Annotated in this window: 17 protein-coding genes, 4 tRNA genes and 1 pseudogene; 17 read left to right on the top strand and 5 right to left on the bottom strand. The window is 65.1% G+C overall.

From position 1 onward, the window contains the following. Positions 1-557 precede the first annotated feature (557 nt). A complete protein-coding gene (locus ABZW74_RS08060) occupies positions 558-689 on the bottom strand; it encodes a hypothetical protein (RefSeq protein WP_276615075.1) in 132 nt (43 codons plus the stop codon). 14 nt (positions 690-703) lie between these two features. Here ABZW74_RS08060 and ABZW74_RS08065 point away from each other — a divergent pair, with 14 nt between their 5' ends. The 3 genes from ABZW74_RS08065 (at position 704) to htpX (ending at position 2,988) form a co-directional block, all read left to right on the top strand. Continuing rightward, complete coding sequence (locus tag ABZW74_RS08065) at positions 704-835, top strand: hypothetical protein (protein WP_355275466.1); 132 nt, start codon at positions 704-706, stop codon at positions 833-835. A gap of 185 nt (positions 836-1,020) precedes the next feature. After that, positions 1,021-2,037: a polyprenyl synthetase family protein gene (locus ABZW74_RS08070; protein WP_240860074.1), complete on the top strand. Its 1,017-nt coding sequence runs from the start codon at positions 1,021-1,023 to the stop codon at positions 2,035-2,037. 84 nt (positions 2,038-2,121) lie between these two features. Beyond that, complete coding sequence (gene htpX / locus ABZW74_RS08075) at positions 2,122-2,988, top strand: zinc metalloprotease HtpX (protein ID WP_240860076.1); 867 nt, start codon at positions 2,122-2,124, stop codon at positions 2,986-2,988. A 5-nt stretch (positions 2,989-2,993) separates the two neighbouring features. Here the strand turns inward: htpX and ABZW74_RS08080 are convergent, their stop codons facing one another. Continuing rightward, the gene (locus tag ABZW74_RS08080; protein ID WP_240860078.1) at positions 2,994-3,485 is read right to left on the bottom strand and encodes a YajQ family cyclic di-GMP-binding protein; all 492 of its coding nucleotides are present in this window, start codon (positions 3,483-3,485) and stop codon (positions 2,994-2,996) included. A 145-nt stretch (positions 3,486-3,630) separates the two neighbouring features. Between ABZW74_RS08080 and ABZW74_RS08085 the strand changes: the two genes are divergently transcribed. From ABZW74_RS08085 to ABZW74_RS08105, 5 genes are all read left to right on the top strand, one after another. After that, positions 3,631-3,711: transfer RNA gene (locus ABZW74_RS08085), tRNA-Tyr, on the top strand. Positions 3,712-3,839: 128 nt separating this feature from the next. Beyond that, positions 3,840-3,912: transfer RNA gene (locus tag ABZW74_RS08090), tRNA-Thr, on the top strand. Between the two features lie 21 nt (positions 3,913-3,933). Continuing rightward, a tRNA-Met gene (locus ABZW74_RS08095) sits at positions 3,934-4,007 on the top strand. Positions 4,008-4,102: 95 nt separating this feature from the next. Then, positions 4,103-4,270: a 50S ribosomal protein L33 gene (gene rpmG, locus ABZW74_RS08100; protein WP_003929651.1), complete on the top strand. Its 168-nt coding sequence runs from the start codon at positions 4,103-4,105 to the stop codon at positions 4,268-4,270. Positions 4,271-4,420: 150 nt separating this feature from the next. Further along, entirely contained in the window at positions 4,421-5,515 is a 1,095-nt protein-coding gene (locus ABZW74_RS08105; protein ID WP_240860080.1) for a fused (3R)-hydroxyacyl-ACP dehydratase subunits HadA/HadB, read from the top strand. A gap of 77 nt (positions 5,516-5,592) precedes the next feature. Here ABZW74_RS08105 and ABZW74_RS08110 read toward each other — a convergent pair whose 3' ends face one another. Next, entirely contained in the window at positions 5,593-5,970 is a 378-nt protein-coding gene (locus tag ABZW74_RS08110) for a DUF4189 domain-containing protein (RefSeq protein ID WP_240860083.1), read from the bottom strand. A gap of 219 nt (positions 5,971-6,189) precedes the next feature. Between ABZW74_RS08110 and ABZW74_RS08115 the strand changes: the two genes are divergently transcribed. From ABZW74_RS08115 to rplA, 5 genes are all read left to right on the top strand, one after another. Then, positions 6,190-6,262, top strand: a tRNA-Trp gene (locus tag ABZW74_RS08115). Between the two features lie 39 nt (positions 6,263-6,301). Further along, positions 6,302-6,793: a preprotein translocase subunit SecE gene (gene secE / locus ABZW74_RS08120; protein WP_240860085.1), complete on the top strand. Its 492-nt coding sequence runs from the start codon at positions 6,302-6,304 to the stop codon at positions 6,791-6,793. A gap of 70 nt (positions 6,794-6,863) precedes the next feature. Next, positions 6,864-7,742: a transcription termination/antitermination protein NusG gene (nusG, locus tag ABZW74_RS08125; RefSeq protein ID WP_355275472.1), complete on the top strand. Its 879-nt coding sequence runs from the start codon at positions 6,864-6,866 to the stop codon at positions 7,740-7,742. Between the two features lie 124 nt (positions 7,743-7,866). Then, a complete protein-coding gene (gene rplK, locus ABZW74_RS08130) occupies positions 7,867-8,301 on the top strand; it encodes a 50S ribosomal protein L11 (RefSeq protein ID WP_240860087.1) in 435 nt (144 codons plus the stop codon). An 82-nt stretch (positions 8,302-8,383) separates the two neighbouring features. Then, positions 8,384-9,100 carry a 50S ribosomal protein L1 gene (gene rplA / locus ABZW74_RS08135; protein WP_240860088.1) on the top strand — a complete coding sequence of 239 codons (717 nt, stop codon included), beginning with the start codon at positions 8,384-8,386 and terminating at the stop codon, positions 9,098-9,100. Between the two features lie 12 nt (positions 9,101-9,112). Here rplA and ABZW74_RS08140 read toward each other — a convergent pair whose 3' ends face one another. Together ABZW74_RS08140 and ABZW74_RS08145 are read right to left on the bottom strand one after the other, a co-directional pair. Further along, positions 9,113-9,700 (bottom strand): hypothetical protein, encoded by a 588-nt coding sequence (locus ABZW74_RS08140; protein WP_355275475.1) that lies wholly within the window; start codon positions 9,698-9,700, stop codon positions 9,113-9,115. A 405-nt stretch (positions 9,701-10,105) separates the two neighbouring features. After that, positions 10,106-11,053, bottom strand: coding sequence for an alpha/beta fold hydrolase (locus tag ABZW74_RS08145; protein WP_240860090.1), 948 nt, complete (start codon positions 11,051-11,053; stop codon positions 10,106-10,108). Between the two features lie 232 nt (positions 11,054-11,285). Here ABZW74_RS08145 and ABZW74_RS08150 point away from each other — a divergent pair, with 232 nt between their 5' ends. The 4 genes and pseudogenes from ABZW74_RS08150 to ABZW74_RS08165 form a co-directional block, all read left to right on the top strand. Further along, positions 11,286-11,777, top strand: coding sequence for a hypothetical protein (locus tag ABZW74_RS08150; protein WP_355275477.1), 492 nt, complete (start codon positions 11,286-11,288; stop codon positions 11,775-11,777). A 101-nt stretch (positions 11,778-11,878) separates the two neighbouring features. Then, positions 11,879-12,895 carry an NAD-dependent epimerase/dehydratase family protein gene (locus ABZW74_RS08155; RefSeq protein ID WP_240860094.1) on the top strand — a complete coding sequence of 339 codons (1,017 nt, stop codon included), beginning with the start codon at positions 11,879-11,881 and terminating at the stop codon, positions 12,893-12,895. A 113-nt stretch (positions 12,896-13,008) separates the two neighbouring features. Continuing rightward, a complete protein-coding gene (locus tag ABZW74_RS08160) occupies positions 13,009-13,962 on the top strand; it encodes an L-lactate dehydrogenase (RefSeq protein ID WP_240860096.1) in 954 nt (317 codons plus the stop codon). A gap of 41 nt (positions 13,963-14,003) precedes the next feature. Further along, a pseudogene (locus ABZW74_RS08165) lies at positions 14,004-14,102 on the top strand (excalibur calcium-binding domain-containing protein); the annotation flags it as partial. Positions 14,103-14,119 lie beyond the last annotated feature (17 nt).

The raw sequence follows: 14,119 nt of genomic DNA on the forward strand, positions 1-14,119 counted from the left end.
GCGCCGACCACGAGGACATCGGCGCGGTCGGGTGTTTTGGTCGCGTCGCTCACCGCACCAGTATGTCGGGCGAACGGAGCGGTCGCGCTGAGTGGTCTCCGAGGGCATATTGCCCTCGGAGGCCACTGAGGAAGACCGCTCCGGACGAGACCTCCGATGGATCCGGAACAGGCTCCGCTGCGTCTGACTGGTATGGACGAAAAAGAGGCGCACGACCAGGACTTCGGCGTCCACTCGCGCGCGGAGTTGGTCGAACGGGACTTCACCGACCTGCAGATTCGGCGGATGGCCGCCAACGGGCAGCTGTCGCATCCGGCTCGCGGCTGGTATGCCACTCCGAACGCCAATCAAGCGGCAGTGACCGCTGTATCGAAGCATGGCTGCCTGACATGCGTGTCGGCGTTGATCGCGAGGGGCTTCTGGGTGCCGCCTGGATATCGCGGGAAGACGCACATCCGCGGATCGAAGCGGCACCGAACCGATAAGGACTTCTGCCTGGGGTTCGGCCCGGCGCTCCCGGTGACCAGCGCGGTCGACGACGCCGCGACCGCGCTGGTCTACGCCGCCAAGTGCATGAGCGCCGAGGACTGGATCGCCACCTGCGACTCGGTGATGAACACCTTGAAGCTCGACAGACCTGCTCTACAGGAACTGATGCCGGTGTTGCCCAAGGCGGTCAAGCGTCTCATGGAGCGTTGTGATCATGATCGACAAGGGTCTCCCGTTTCGAGTGACCTACGACGACGTGCTCTTCGGGTGGGACGAAGTGCTCGAAGACATTCGTGCGTTCACCAAGAAGGATCGGCATCGTGTCCGAGAGGGTCGCGGTGAGTGATCTCGACCAGTGATCTCGACACGATGCCTCGCCCAGGGGCTCGGAATCGGCTCGGTCAGCGGGAGGCGGGCTTGATCGCGGAGGGAGGCGGGCTTGATTGGGGAAGGTCGCGTGCCCAACCCATCCGTTGCCGAACCGGTGGTTGCCGATAGGCTCAGCTGCATGAGCGCCGAGGGGCAGATCACGTGAAGTCCACATTCGCCGGGGTCGACCTGGTATCGGACGAGTTCGCAGAGACGGTGCGCGTGTCGTTGGCGCAGGTGGAAGACCTGCTGCTCACCGAGCTCTCCTCCGGTGACGACGTGATGACCGAGGCGGCCACCCATCTGGCCAAGGCCGGTGGGAAGCGTTTCCGGCCGATGTTCGCGATTCTGGCCGCGCAGTTCGGGCCCAACCCGGATGCCTCCGAGGTGATCACGTCGGCGACGGTGGTCGAGATGATCCACCTGGCCACGCTCTACCACGACGATGTGATGGACGAGGCGCCGATGCGTCGTGGTGCGCCGAGCGCCAATGCGCGCTGGACCAACAGCGTCGCCATCCTCTCCGGCGACTTCCTGTTCGCGCGGGCGTCGCGCCTGGTGTCGACCCTCGGACCCGAAGCTGTCCGGATCATCGCGGAGACGTTCGCCGAGTTGGTGACCGGTCAGATGCGGGAAACCGTCGGCGTCACGGCGGGTGGCGACCCCATCGAGCACTACTTGAAGGTGGTGTGGGAGAAGACGGGGTCGCTCATTGCGGCGGCGGGCCGGTTCGGTGCGATGGCGTCAGGCGCCGGGCCCGACGACATCGAACGTCTGTCGCGGATTGGCGATGTGGTGGGAACCGCCTTCCAGGTGTCCGACGACATCATCGACATCAGCTCGGCGAGCGGCGATTCCGGCAAGACGCCCGGCACGGACCTGCGTGAGGGCGTGCACACGCTGCCGGTCCTGTACGCCCTGCAGTCCGACGACGCGACTTCGAACCGGTTGCGGGAGTTGCTCGTCGGCGACGACGGCAAGACTCGGGCGCTGACCGAGGACGCCGAGGTCGACGAGGCGATCGAACTGCTGGGCAAGTCGTCGGGGATGGAGCAGGCCCGGGCCAAACTGCAGTCCTACGCCGATGCGGCCGACGCCGAACTCGCGCAACTACCCGACCGTCCTGCCCATCAGGCGCTCGCGTCGCTGGTCCGCTACACGATCGACCGAACGGGCTAACCGGTCGCGGAAACTGAATCGGACCCCGGTTCGTTTGATTGAATGATGCACCACAACGCGTGGTGTGCGAACGAACGAGGACTGATGCATTTCAACGGCCTGAAAACCGCGTTTCTGCTCGGCTTGATGTCGGCGATCATCGTCGGTATCGGAGCCCTGTTCAAGAGCCCCTTGATCCTGTGGGGTTCGGTGATCCTTGCGATCGGCATGAACGCCTACGTCTACTTCAACAGCGCGAAGCTGTCGCTCAAGGCGATGCACGCGCAGCCCGTCACCGAGGTCGAGGCTCCGGTGCTGTACCGGATCGTGCGTGAGTTGGCGACGAGCGCTCATCAGCCGATGCCGTCGCTCTACATCAGCCCGACGGAATCGCCGAACGCCTTCGCCACCGGACGCAACCCGAAGAACGCCGCCGTCTGCTGCACCACCGGCATCCTGCGGCTCCTCGACGAACGGGAACTGCGTGCGGTGCTCGGTCACGAACTGTCGCACGTGTACAACCGCGACATCCTGATCAGCTCCGTCGCGGGCGCGATGGCCGCCATCATCAGCGGCCTCGCCAATTTCGCGATGTTCTTCGGCGCGTTCGGTGGCAACCGCGAGAACGGCCCTAACCCGCTGGTGATGATCCTGGTGGCCTTCCTCGGCCCGATTGCGGCGACCCTGGTGAAGCTGGCGGTGTCGCGGTCGCGTGAGTACCAGGCCGACGAGTCGGGGGCCGAGCTCACCGGTGACCCGCTGGCGCTGGCGTCGGCGCTGGCCAAGATCTCCGGTGGTGTGCAGGCCGCGCCGCTGCCGCCGAACCCCGACATCGCGGCGCAGTCGCACATGATGATCGAGAGCCCGTTCCGGGCGACCGACCGCATGGCGAAGATGTTCTCCACGCACCCACCGACCGAGGAACGCATCGCGCGGCTGCAGGAGATGGCGCGGCGCGGGATCGGCCAGTAGTCGGCCTACCTGTAGTTGACGAACTGAAGGGCGATCCCGAAGTCCTCGCCCTTCAATAGGGCGATCACGGCCTGCAGGTCGTCGCGCTTCTTGCTGGAGACGCGCAACTCCTCACCCTGGATCTGCGCCTTGACGCCCTTGGGGCCGTCGTCGCGGATCTTCTTGGAGATCTTCTTGGCGTGCTCGGAGTCGATGCCCTGCACCAGGGTGCCGCTGATCTTGTAGGTCTTGCCCGAAGACGTCACCTCGCCGGCGTCGAACGCCTTGAGGGAGATGTCGCGGCGGATCAGCTTCTCCTTGAACACCTCCAGGCCGGCCTGGGCGCGCTCCTCGGCGTCGGAGGTGATGACGATGCCCTCCTCGCCCGACCACTCGATGCCGGTGTTGGTGCCGCGGAAGTCGTAGCGCTGCGACAGCTCCTTAGCCGCTTGGTTGAGGGCGTTGTCGACCTCTTGACGGTCGACCTTGCTCACCACGTCGAACGATGAATCAGCCATGCGGGCCAGCCTAGTCCGCCACTGGGACGCATTCGGTCGGGACCCGCGAGATCTGCCTGACCTGCCGGTTTGCGTCGAACCGGCTAATTGGTTGTATTCTTCTCGGCGGTGTTCTTACGCTGGATATCCGGCGCGAGAGCGTCACGGCAGATTGCCCGAGCGGCCAATGGGAGCGGACTGTAAATCCGTCGCGAAAGCTACGCAGGTTCGAATCCTGCATCTGCCACAAGCGTGGTCGACATCGGCGAGAGCGCTCATCAGCAGGCCTTCTGACCTGCGATTTGGTGAGCGCACGAGTCGGTGTGTAACCTCGTTAAGGCTCTCGAGCCGCCCGGAGACGGGCGGATCGGGCACGCCCCCTTAGCTCAGTCGGCAGAGCGTTTCCATGGTAAGGAAAAGGTCGACGGTTCGATTCCGTCAGGGGGCTCGCTGGACGCAAGTCCAACGGGGCGGTGTAGCTCAGCTGGTTAGAGCGCACGACTCATAATCGTGAGGTCGAGGGATCGAGCCCCTCCACCGCTACACATCGGGTCCGGTAACGGAGCCGAGCGAAAGGGTCGCCGTCCCGCTGGGAAACGTCGATCGCGACCACGTACCACCCGAAAGAAGGCAATCAAGTGGCCTCCTCCACAGATGTTCGCCCCAAGATCACCTTGGCGTGCGAGGTGTGCAAGCACCGCAACTACATCACCAAGAAGAACCGTCGCAACGATCCCGATCGTCTCGAGATCAAGAAGTTCTGCCCGAACTGCGGCAAGCATCAGGCACATAAGGAATCGCGCTGACGACTCCGTGACGCGGAGTTGCGCTGACGGCTCCTCGCAGGGAGAGCCGGAGCGATTCGGACGTCGGTGACCCCGACGCACAAGAGATGAACGGGCCGCCTCGACGAGGTGGTCCGTTTTCTTTGTCAGAGATTTGTTGAGGTGGTAGCGATGACCCAGGTGGCACAGAGAGATCTCGAGGAGCGGATGGACTCGTTGAAGACCGATGCGAAGCTGACTCCCGAGGAGATCGCCGAGCACACCAAGACGCTCGTCGGATTCAACTACACCGTCGACGACTACTACGAGATCGGTCGCGAGGAGATCCGCAAACACGCTCTTGCCGTGCAGGACGCTCACCCGACGCACTGGGACGAGGCGGCTGCCCGCGCGATGGGCCACGATTGCCTGATCGCCGCGCCGACCTATGTGTCGGTGCTCGGCATCATCGCGCAGCGCCGGCTGTTCGAGGACGTCATCACCGGATACGACCTCTGGCAGATCATGCAGACCGACCAGCGACTGATCTACCACCAGCCGATGAAGGTCGGCGACCAGTTGGTGTGCGACGTCTCGCTGGACTCGTTCCGGCATGTGACGAGCCCCGAGATGATCGACCTGATGGTCACCAAGAACGTCATCTGGAACCAGCACGACGAACCGGTGATGACCACCTACACGTCGCTGGCCGCGCGGCCCGGCATGGAGATCGCGCCGGAGCTGACCGAGTCGCTCGACCACGTGATGATGAAGGTCGACAAGACCGGTCACGCGGGCCGGACGGTGGAGCCGGAACCGGGTCGCTACGAACTGCCCGACCCGACGCAGTCGCCCGGTGCGTTCGCGTCGATCGACTTCGACACGCTGACCGTCGGCCAGGAACTCCCGGCCAAGCGGTTCCTGCTCACGCGGGGCAACCTGACCAACTATGCGGGTGTCGCGGGCGACCCCAACCCCATCCACTTCTCCGATCACCTGGTGAAGGCCGCAGGCATGGAGGGTGTGGTGGCGCACGGCATGCAGACGATGGGTCTCGGTGCCACCTTCATCTCCGAGTTCATCGGCGATCCCGCGGCGTTCTGCGAGTACAACGTCCGCTTCACCAGCCCGGTGTACGTGCCGGCCGACGACAGCGCCGCGGTCGACTTCACCGGCAAGGTCAAGTCGCTGGACCCCGAGACCCGTCAGGGTGTCATCGCCATCGTCGCCAAGCAGGGTGACCGCAAGATCTTCGGCCGCGCGCAGGCCAAGATCCAGTTCAACTGACCCACACACGAAACTGGGCCTGATCTGCTTGGGGTGACAAGCGGATCAGGCCCAGATCTGTCGTGACTGGGGGTCTGTCATCGAGCGGTGCAGGTCCACCGTGCGACGTAGCCGGCAGAGCCCAGTCGGTTCAGCGCGGCGCGCTCGGCGGTGTAGCGGGACGGGTAGCCCCGCGCCCATGCCCAGCGGCTCTTGCTGTTGGTGTAGGCGATGGCGCCGCAGGAGTTCACGAACGAGAACTGCCCACAGTGCGAGCCGCACAGTGCCTTCGCCCGGTTGATGGCGGACTGCGCGGTCGGGTAGTTGTAGGCCGTGGCGGTCCGACCGTTGTTGTCGAAGGCGATGGCGCCCCAGTAGTCGCGAGCTGCGTCTGCGGGACCCGCGGCCGAGAGGGCTGTGCCTCCGGCCGCCAATGAAGCGGCAATTCCGATGGATGCGATGAATTTCTTGTTCATGCGACTAAAGGTAAGCCGCCTGGTAGGCCTGCCGGAAGATGTGGTATGTCGATCGAATTACGTGGGCGACAACTCGGTCCGACGGACCGGTTTTGGGTTCGGCTCCCTTCGTGCTCTACACTGAAGTGTCAGGTTGACTCTTGACTTGCGCGCTGCCCATAGGGTGGCGCGTTGGTTGTGTTAGGAGCCGATCGACGGTGATCACCCCGGTGGTCACAAAGGGGCGTAGCTCAACTGGCAGAGCAGCGGTCTCCAAAACCGCAGGTTGCAGGTTCAAGTCCTGTCGCCCCTGCCCTGGTGAAGGGCACACGTTGACGAGAGGACCTCGAAGTTGAGCAAGCGAGACCGGGCTTCGGCCGCCAAAGACGCCGCGAAGGAATCCGCCGCGGCCGAATCGGCTGCGGAGGAGCTCGACGGTCGCGACGAAGCCGCGGACGACGTCGAAGCATCGGATGACACCACGTCGTCCGAGGAAACGACGACGAAGGATCTGCGGCCGTCCGGCAAGCGCTCGGCTCGGGGTCGTCGGTCGGCGGGTGCATCCGACACCGACGGAGACGCGGACGCCGATGGTGGTTCCGCGGTCGCCGTCAAGGAACGCAAGAAGAAGAAGGTGTCTGCCGAGGAGAGCCGGAATCCGTTCACACGGATCTGGGTGTTCCTCACGCAGGTCGTCACAGAGCTGAAGAAGGTCATCTGGCCGACTCGTCGGGAGATGATCACCTACACGATCGTCGTGTTGGTCTTCGTGATCATCATGACGGCGTTCATCGCCGGCATCGACATCCTCTTCGCCAAGGGCGTCCTCTGGTTGTTCGGCTGATCCACGCAAGTGGGTGTGCCGGTCGACCACGACGACCGCAAACGTAGGAATACAAAGGAGCGTGGGCGCAGTGAGCACCCCGGAGAACGAGAACGTTTCGGCAGCGCAGGACAGCGCGGTCGATGTCGTCGATGCCGACGTCGTTGAAGACGCCGTGGCGACCGTGGACGAGACCGACGATCCGGGTGTCGAGGCCCAGGCAGAGGCCGCTGAGGACGAGGCGGACGCCGTCGAGGGTGGCGAGGCCGCTGTCGAGAAGGCCGACGAAGCCGCCGAGGCTGTTGCCGAAGAAGCTGCTGCCGAGCCCGCTGTCGAAGAGGAGCTCGACCCGGTCGAAGAACTCCGCAAGCAGCTGCGTCGCGCGCCGGGCGACTGGTATGTGATCCACAGTTACGCCGGGTACGAGAACAAGGTGAAGGCCAACCTCGAGACCCGCGTGCAGAACCTCGACGTCGGCGACTACATCTTCCAGGTCGAGGTCCCGACCGAAGAGGTCACCGAGATCAAGAACGGCCAGCCCAAGAAGGTCAACCGCAAGGTGCTGCCCGGCTACATCCTGGTGCGCATGGATCTCAACGACGAGTCGTGGGGCGCCGTGCGCAACACCCCGGGTGTCACCGGGTTCGTCGGCATGAACTCGAAGCCGTCGCCGCTGAGCCTCAACGAGGTGCTGCAGTTCCTGATGCCGCGCACCGAGGCGAAGAAGCCGGCTGCGTCGAAGGGTGCCGCAGCCGAGGGTGTGGAGGCCGCGGCCGCCGCAGCCACTGCGACCATCGAGGTCGACTTCGAGGTCGGCGAGTCGGTCACCGTCATGGACGGCCCGTTCGCGACCCTGCCCGCGTCGATCTCCGAGGTCAACGCCGAGCAGCGCAAGGTCAAGGTGCTCGTGTCGATCTTCGGTCGCGAGACCCCGGTCGAGCTGGCGTTCAACCAGGTCGAGAAGATTTAAACGGCGCCCTTCGAGGCCCGTCGCCAGCGCTCCTCGCACCTCAGGGAGCGGAAGCGGGCGCTGACATAAGAACTTCCACGCCTCCAGCGGACGTGGATTTGCAAGAAACAAACAAGGAACAAGGATGCCTCCCAAGAAGAAGAAGCTCGCCGGGATCATCAAGCTCCAGATCCAGGCAGGCGCGGCCAACCCGGCCCCGCCCGTGGGTCCGGCGCTCGGTCAGCACGGCGTGAACATCATGGAATTCTGCAAGGCGTACAACGCCGCGACCGAGTCGCAGCGTGGCAACGTCGTGCCGGTGGAGATCTTCGTGTACGAAGATCGCTCGTTCGACTTCAAGTTGAAGACCCCGCCGGCCGCGAAGCTGCTGCTGAAGGCTGCCGGTCTGCAGAAGGGCTCGGGCGAGCCCCACGTCAAGAAGGTCGGCAAGGTGTCGATGGACCAGGTCCGCGAGATCGCCAAGACCAAGGCCGAAGACCTCAATGCCAACGACATCGATCAGGCCGCGAAGATCATCGCCGGTACTGCTCGGTCGATGGGTATCACCGTCGAAGGCTGATCTACCAGCGCAACCAAGTGGGAGGGCCGGCTCGGCCCACTAACCACGAACTCGTCAAGCAACACGGAGAAAGAACAGAGCAATGAGCAAGAACAGCAAGGCCTACAAGGCCGCGGCCGAGAAGGTCGACAAGTCCAAGCTCTACAGCCCGCTGGAGGCTGCTGAGCTGGCCAAGGACACCTCGTCGACGAAGACCGATTCGACCGTTGAGGTCGCGATCCGGCTGGGCGTCGACCCCCGCAAGGCAGACCAGATGGTTCGAGGCACCGTCAACCTGCCGCACGGAACCGGTAAGACCGCCCGCGTCATCGTCTTCGCGGCCGGCGACAAGGCCGCCGAGGCCACCGCCGCCGGTGCCGACGAGGTCGGTGCCGAGGACCTGATCGAGAAGATCCAGGGCGGCTGGCTGGACTTCGACGCCGCGATCGCCACCCCGGACCAGATGGCCAAGGTCGGTCGTATCGCGCGTGTCCTGGGCCCGCGTGGTCTGATGCCGAACCCGAAGACGGGCACCGTCACCACCGACGTGACCAAGGCCGTCAACGACATCAAGGGCGGCAAGATCAACTTCCGCGTCGACAAGGCAGCCAACCTGCATTTCGTCATCGGTAAGGCGTCGTTCGACGCCACCAAGCTGGCCGAGAACTACGGCGCGGCCTTCGACGAGATCATGCGCGCCAAGCCATCGGCCGCCAAGGGTCGCTACATCAAGAAGGTGACCGTCTCCACGACGACGGGCCCGGGCATCCCGGTCGACCCGGCAGTCACCCGCAACTTCGCCGAGCCCGCACAGGCCTGAGCGAAACCCGCATCACGAACCCCCGACCGCCGATGGTGGTCGGGGGTTCGTTGTCTCTCTGCGTGAGGTCGGGATCGGCAGCAACCTCCACGCCGCGAGCGCGAACGCGGCCTGGCCGGCGGAGTTGATGCTCTGCTCGATCCACTGCGCGGTCATCGTCTGCTCACCCGACGACATCGGACCGAGAGCGTAGGTGGCGAGCAGGCTGCATGCGAGAAGTGCGACGGTCGGGGTGTCACGTGCACGGCGTGCGTCGCGCCCGAGTGCGACGAACAACGCCGTGACACCGACGATGGCGGCCACCAGGAATCCGTCGGCGATGGACGGTATTGCCACGCCGAGAGCGGCTGCGGCACAGCAAATTACAGCTACGGCTGGGTTGCGCAGACCCCACGCGGTGGCAGCCAACAAGACGAAACCGCAACCCATCAACGGGAACAGCGCGTCGGCGAGGCGGGGGAGGTCGGCGATGTCGGCCGCAGCGAGTAGTTTCCAGGTCGCCTTGCCGGCCGCGATCATGACGGCGGCGACGTACCCGGCGGGTTGGCGGAGGCGGTATGCGGTGAGTGCGGCTGCGACTGCGCCGAGGATCACCGGCACGAAGTCACCGCGGCGGTCGCCCAACTCCCCGGATCAGCGACCCACCCGCCGCCTGCGGCGGCGATCGTGGAGGCGGGAAGAGGGCCGTGGAGCGCGGCGCGGCGACGATGATCCACGAAAAATAGGGGAAGAAACTCGTCCCCTACCCCTGGAGTCCTCCCCGCGAATTTTCTCGCGGACGACTCAACAAGCAGGGGCAGAAAGTAGGGGAAGAACCTTCCCCTACGCGGTGACCTGCGGAAATCTGTACCTGGGAGGCTGGCCAGGTGCATTGTGCACGTGGTCGGGTTGAGGGGTACAGGCATCCGACGGGGTCGCTGTGGGTTCGGGTGGGTCGCGGAATGCCTCGCGCCCGGCGACCACGCTCGCCCGGCCTCCGCGACGCCGACGACGTCAGGGGGCCGCTCAGCCCGCGGTCGGTGCGGTGACGCAGCGCGTTGCGAACGTGATGATCTCGTCGGCGACGTCGTCGCGGATCTCCGGCTCGTTGTGGACTTCGTGACGAAAACCGCTGTAGACGCGGGCGCGGACGTCGGGGTGGCCGGTCGCGATCAGGCGGTTGGCGACGTGATAGGCGCCTTCGCCGTAGTTGGTGACGGGGTCGTCGTCGCCGGCGAGGATGAGGACCGGCAGATCTGGACGCACGCCGGTGTAGAAGCCGTCGCCGTTTGCGGTGTCGTAGAGGTCGATGAAGCCACGGATGAAGCGGACCGACATGGGGGCGCCGAAGTTGTTGAACGGGTCGGTCGCGTGGTCGCGCACGACCTCGGCGTCGCGGGCCACCCAGTCGGTGGGGCCGGCACCCTCGCCGTAACGGGACACGAAACCGTCGAACAGCGCGGCGAGATACTGCTCGCCGACAATGCCTTCGGGGTCCGATTCGGACGCCAACCCGTCGCGGTCGACGAGCGTTTCGATGCCGTGCATCTGCGCGGCGATCCCGCCGAGGATGAGACCGGCGACATGGTCACTGTCGCCGGCGACCAGGCCGCGCGCGATCATCGATCCCCACGAGTGCCCGAAGACGATGTAGGGCAGGTCGGGAAAGCGTTCGCGGACGGCTGCGGCGAGGGTTCGCTCGTCGGCGAGCACCACCTGATCGGCGTCGTCGCCGGCGTCGCCCCAGATGCCCGACGTCATGGCGGTCTTGCCGTGGCCGGCGTGGTCGTCGGCGGCGACCACGAACCCGGCGTCGAGCAGCTTGGTGATGAGCGGCAAATACCGTCGCGAGTGTTCACCCAGACCGTGGATGAGATGGATGATCCCGACGGCCGGCCGGACCGGAACGTAGATCCAGCCGAAGATGGTGTCGCGTCCGTTGTGCGACGTGAATTCGACCTCGTGAAGCGACATCGTTGTCCTCCTCTGACTGGCACTGTCGAGTCACACGCTAACAAGGTCGACGGGTCGGCGGCGGCTGATCGACGTCCCGTCCAGCCGATGAGACAGTAGCCCGATCGGACGAATTCGCCCGCGCCCGGCCGGTTTTGATTGCCCGACGGCTCTGCGGTGGGTACGAAGTACGGGGGGTCCAGAAGCATTCGGCAACCGCACGGTGCGGTGCCGTTCGAAAGGAATCACATACATGAAGCGAATCGTCTCCGGCGCACTCGCAGGCACGGCAGCGGTGGCCCTCTTCGCCGCCCCGGTCGTCGCGCAGGCCGACCCACTCACCGACCTGATCAACGCGCTGAGCGCCGGCTCGTCGAGCGCCCCCGGCCCGCAGGGCGGCCAGCCCGGCAACCCGAGCGCGAACGGCGTCGCATCGATCGTGACCAAGGTGGGCGCGTGGCACGGTCGCAGTGTCGGCCCGGACCAGTTCGACATCAAGCAGTTCCGCCCGGGTGTCACCTGGTCGGCGCGCGACCGGTCGAACGCCGAGGTCAAGGGCGAGAAGTGCCAGATCGAGATCTCCTTCCCCGGGACCGACAGGGCGACGTACAAGACGGCGGTCTGCTCGGGCTGGGTCGGATTCAGTGTCAAGTACCCGGGTCCCGGCACGTACTCGATCAAGGTGAAGGACGTCGTCTCGGGCGCGTCGTCGACCACGACGTTCAAGCTCGTCAACGGGAGCTGACCGCAGCCGAAGTCTGAGGAAGGCGAGGGTGCTGCAGAAGCACCCTCGCCTTTTTCGTCATCGGGACGGCATAGTGATGGTGCACCGACACAGGAGGCGTTGTGGCCGCATCTGCACCGAGAGTCCTCGTCACCGGCGCTACCGGTTTCATCGCGGGCTACACCGTCGCCGACCTCCTCGCACACGGCTACAAGGTTCGGGGCACGGTCCGCAACACCCTGACGTCCGACGTCGCACATCTGCACGCGATCGCCGAGAAGGCGGGTGGCGACCTCGAATTCGTGTCGGCGGATCTCGGGTTCGACGCCGGCTGGGGCGAGGCCGTCGATGGATGTGACGCGGTGCTGCACATGGCTTCTCCGGTACCCGCGTCGGTGCCGAAGGACGCGGACGAGATCGTCGGTCCCGCCGTCGACGGGACGATGCGTGTTCTGCGTGCCGCGTCGGGTTCGGTGCGTCGCGTGGTGATGACATCGTCGGCCGATGCCGTCGTGCATGGTGCCGATCACGGCGACCGCCTGCACACCGAGGCGGACTGGTCCGACCCTGCCCTCTGCGCGCCGTACCCGAAGAGCAAGACCCTGGCCGAACGCGCTGCGTGGGATTTCGCGTCGACCAACGGCGTCGAACTCGTGGTGGTGAACCCCGGAACCGTCGTCGGCCCGTTGCAACATCCCGGCCGGCCGACGTCCATGGAGCCCATCAGAATGATGCTGTCCCATGAGATCCCGGCGGTACCGCGGCTCGGGTTTGCCCTGGTCGACGTCCGCGACGTCGCCACTGCGCATCGGCTTGCGCTGGAAACTCCTGCGGCAGCGGGCAATCGGTACCTCGTCGCCGACGACTGGATGTGGATGGGTGAGATGGCACAGGTGTTGCGCGGCGAGTTCGGTCCGCTCGGATACCGTGTGCCGACGCGACCGCTTCCGTACGCGTTGATGTGGTTGGTCGCGCGATTCGACAAGACCGTGCGCCTCGGCCTCACCTACTACGGCATGTCGATGCGTCTCGACGCCGCGAAAGCGCAGCGGGAACTCGGATGGACGGCCCGTCCGGTCGGCGCGAGTCTCGTCGAGGCCGGTCACAGCCTGATCGATCTGGGGGTCGTGACGCGCTGATTCGGTGAAGGTTGAGTGTCCACCTGGGAGTTCGGCCGACAGCGACCGCACAAATCGGCTATGACAGAAGGGGAGCACTACCCAACCGACAATCCGACTCAGGCGGTGAATGGATGGAAGCCCGACCAACCAAGCTGGCAATCATCGGTGCGGGAGCAGTGGGAACCGCAGTCGCGTACGCGTCGCTCATCAGGGGCGTGGCGCGGACCATCGCGCTGATGGACATCAACACCCCGAAGGTGACGGCCGAGGTGCTCGACATGTCGCACGGCCTCGAGTTCGTGCCGCGTGCCGACATCATCGGCGACGACGACGTGTCCGTCTGCGCCGACGCCGACGTGGTGGTGTTCACTGCAGGCGCCAAGCAGAAGCCCGGCCAGTCGCGACTTGAATTGGCCGAGGCCACAATCGGTTTGACGAAGGCGATCATGCCGGGCGTTCTCGATGTGGCGCCCAATGCGGTCTACATCATGGTCACCAATCCCGTCGACATCGTGACCTATGCGGCGCTCAAGATCAGTGGACTGCCGAACAATCAGGTGTTCGGGTCGGGCACAGTGCTCGACTCGTCGCGCCTGCGGTTCCTGATCGCGCAACACTGCGACGTCGCGGTGCAGAATGTGCACGCCTACATCGTCGGTGAACATGGTGACAGCGAGATCCCGCTCTGGAGTTCGGCGAGTATCGGTGGTGTGCCGCTGCTCGACTGGAAGCCGCTGCCTGGCGGGCAGGCGATCGACGTCGCGGCGCGCGAACGCATCCACCACGAGGTGGTGCACTCGGCCTACAAGATCATCGAGGGCAAGGGCGCCACCAACTACGCGATCGGCTTGGCCGCCACCCGCATCGTCGAAGCCGTGCTCAACAACGAGCATCGTGTGCTCCCGGTGTCGACCGTCGCCAAGGGCTATGAGGGACTCGACGACGTGTGTCTGTCGCTGCCGACCATCGTCGACCGTGCCGGTGCGGAAACCCGCCTCGAGATGCCGATGTCGGACGAGGAACGTGGTGGCCTCATGAAGTCGGCGGCAACATTGCGCGAGATGCAGGACAAGTTCGGGTTGTAGCGTCATCTGAACGAATGGTCGCCCCGGGGTTCGTGTGTCTCGGGACACCGGTCACGGACTTCACCGTCGACAACGACCTGTACAACGCGAACTCGGACAGCGACCGAGACGGCGACGGGATCGCCTGCGAAAAGCACTGATCCGGTGGCGCCTTGAC

Origin of the sequence: Gordonia sp. NPDC003585 (genome assembly GCF_040610755.1) — a bacterium.
Lineage (GTDB): Bacteria > Actinomycetota > Actinomycetes > Mycobacteriales > Mycobacteriaceae > Gordonia.

Bases quoted from the DNA above. Each gene is read 5' to 3' on its own strand.
- ABZW74_RS08060 (WP_276615075.1), bottom strand. From the start codon at position 689: ATGAGACGCTTGACCGCCTTGGGCAACACCGGCATCAGTTCCTGTAGA.
- ABZW74_RS08065 (WP_355275466.1), top strand. From the start codon at position 704: ATGATCGACAAGGGTCTCCCGTTTCGAGTGACCTACGACGACGTGCTC.
- htpX (WP_240860076.1), top strand. From the start codon at position 2,122: ATGCATTTCAACGGCCTGAAAACCGCGTTTCTGCTCGGCTTGATGTCG.
- ABZW74_RS08080 (WP_240860078.1), bottom strand. From the start codon at position 3,485: ATGGCTGATTCATCGTTCGACGTGGTGAGCAAGGTCGACCGTCAAGAG.
- ABZW74_RS08105 (WP_240860080.1), top strand. From the start codon at position 4,421: ATGACCCAGGTGGCACAGAGAGATCTCGAGGAGCGGATGGACTCGTTG.
- ABZW74_RS08110 (WP_240860083.1), bottom strand. From the start codon at position 5,970: ATGAACAAGAAATTCATCGCATCCATCGGAATTGCCGCTTCATTGGCG.
- rplK (WP_240860087.1), top strand. From the start codon at position 7,867: ATGCCTCCCAAGAAGAAGAAGCTCGCCGGGATCATCAAGCTCCAGATC.
- rplA (WP_240860088.1), top strand. From the start codon at position 8,384: ATGAGCAAGAACAGCAAGGCCTACAAGGCCGCGGCCGAGAAGGTCGAC.
- ABZW74_RS08145 (WP_240860090.1), bottom strand. From the start codon at position 11,053: ATGTCGCTTCACGAGGTCGAATTCACGTCGCACAACGGACGCGACACC.
- ABZW74_RS08150 (WP_355275477.1), top strand. From the start codon at position 11,286: ATGAAGCGAATCGTCTCCGGCGCACTCGCAGGCACGGCAGCGGTGGCC.
- ABZW74_RS08160 (WP_240860096.1), top strand. From the start codon at position 13,009: ATGGAAGCCCGACCAACCAAGCTGGCAATCATCGGTGCGGGAGCAGTG.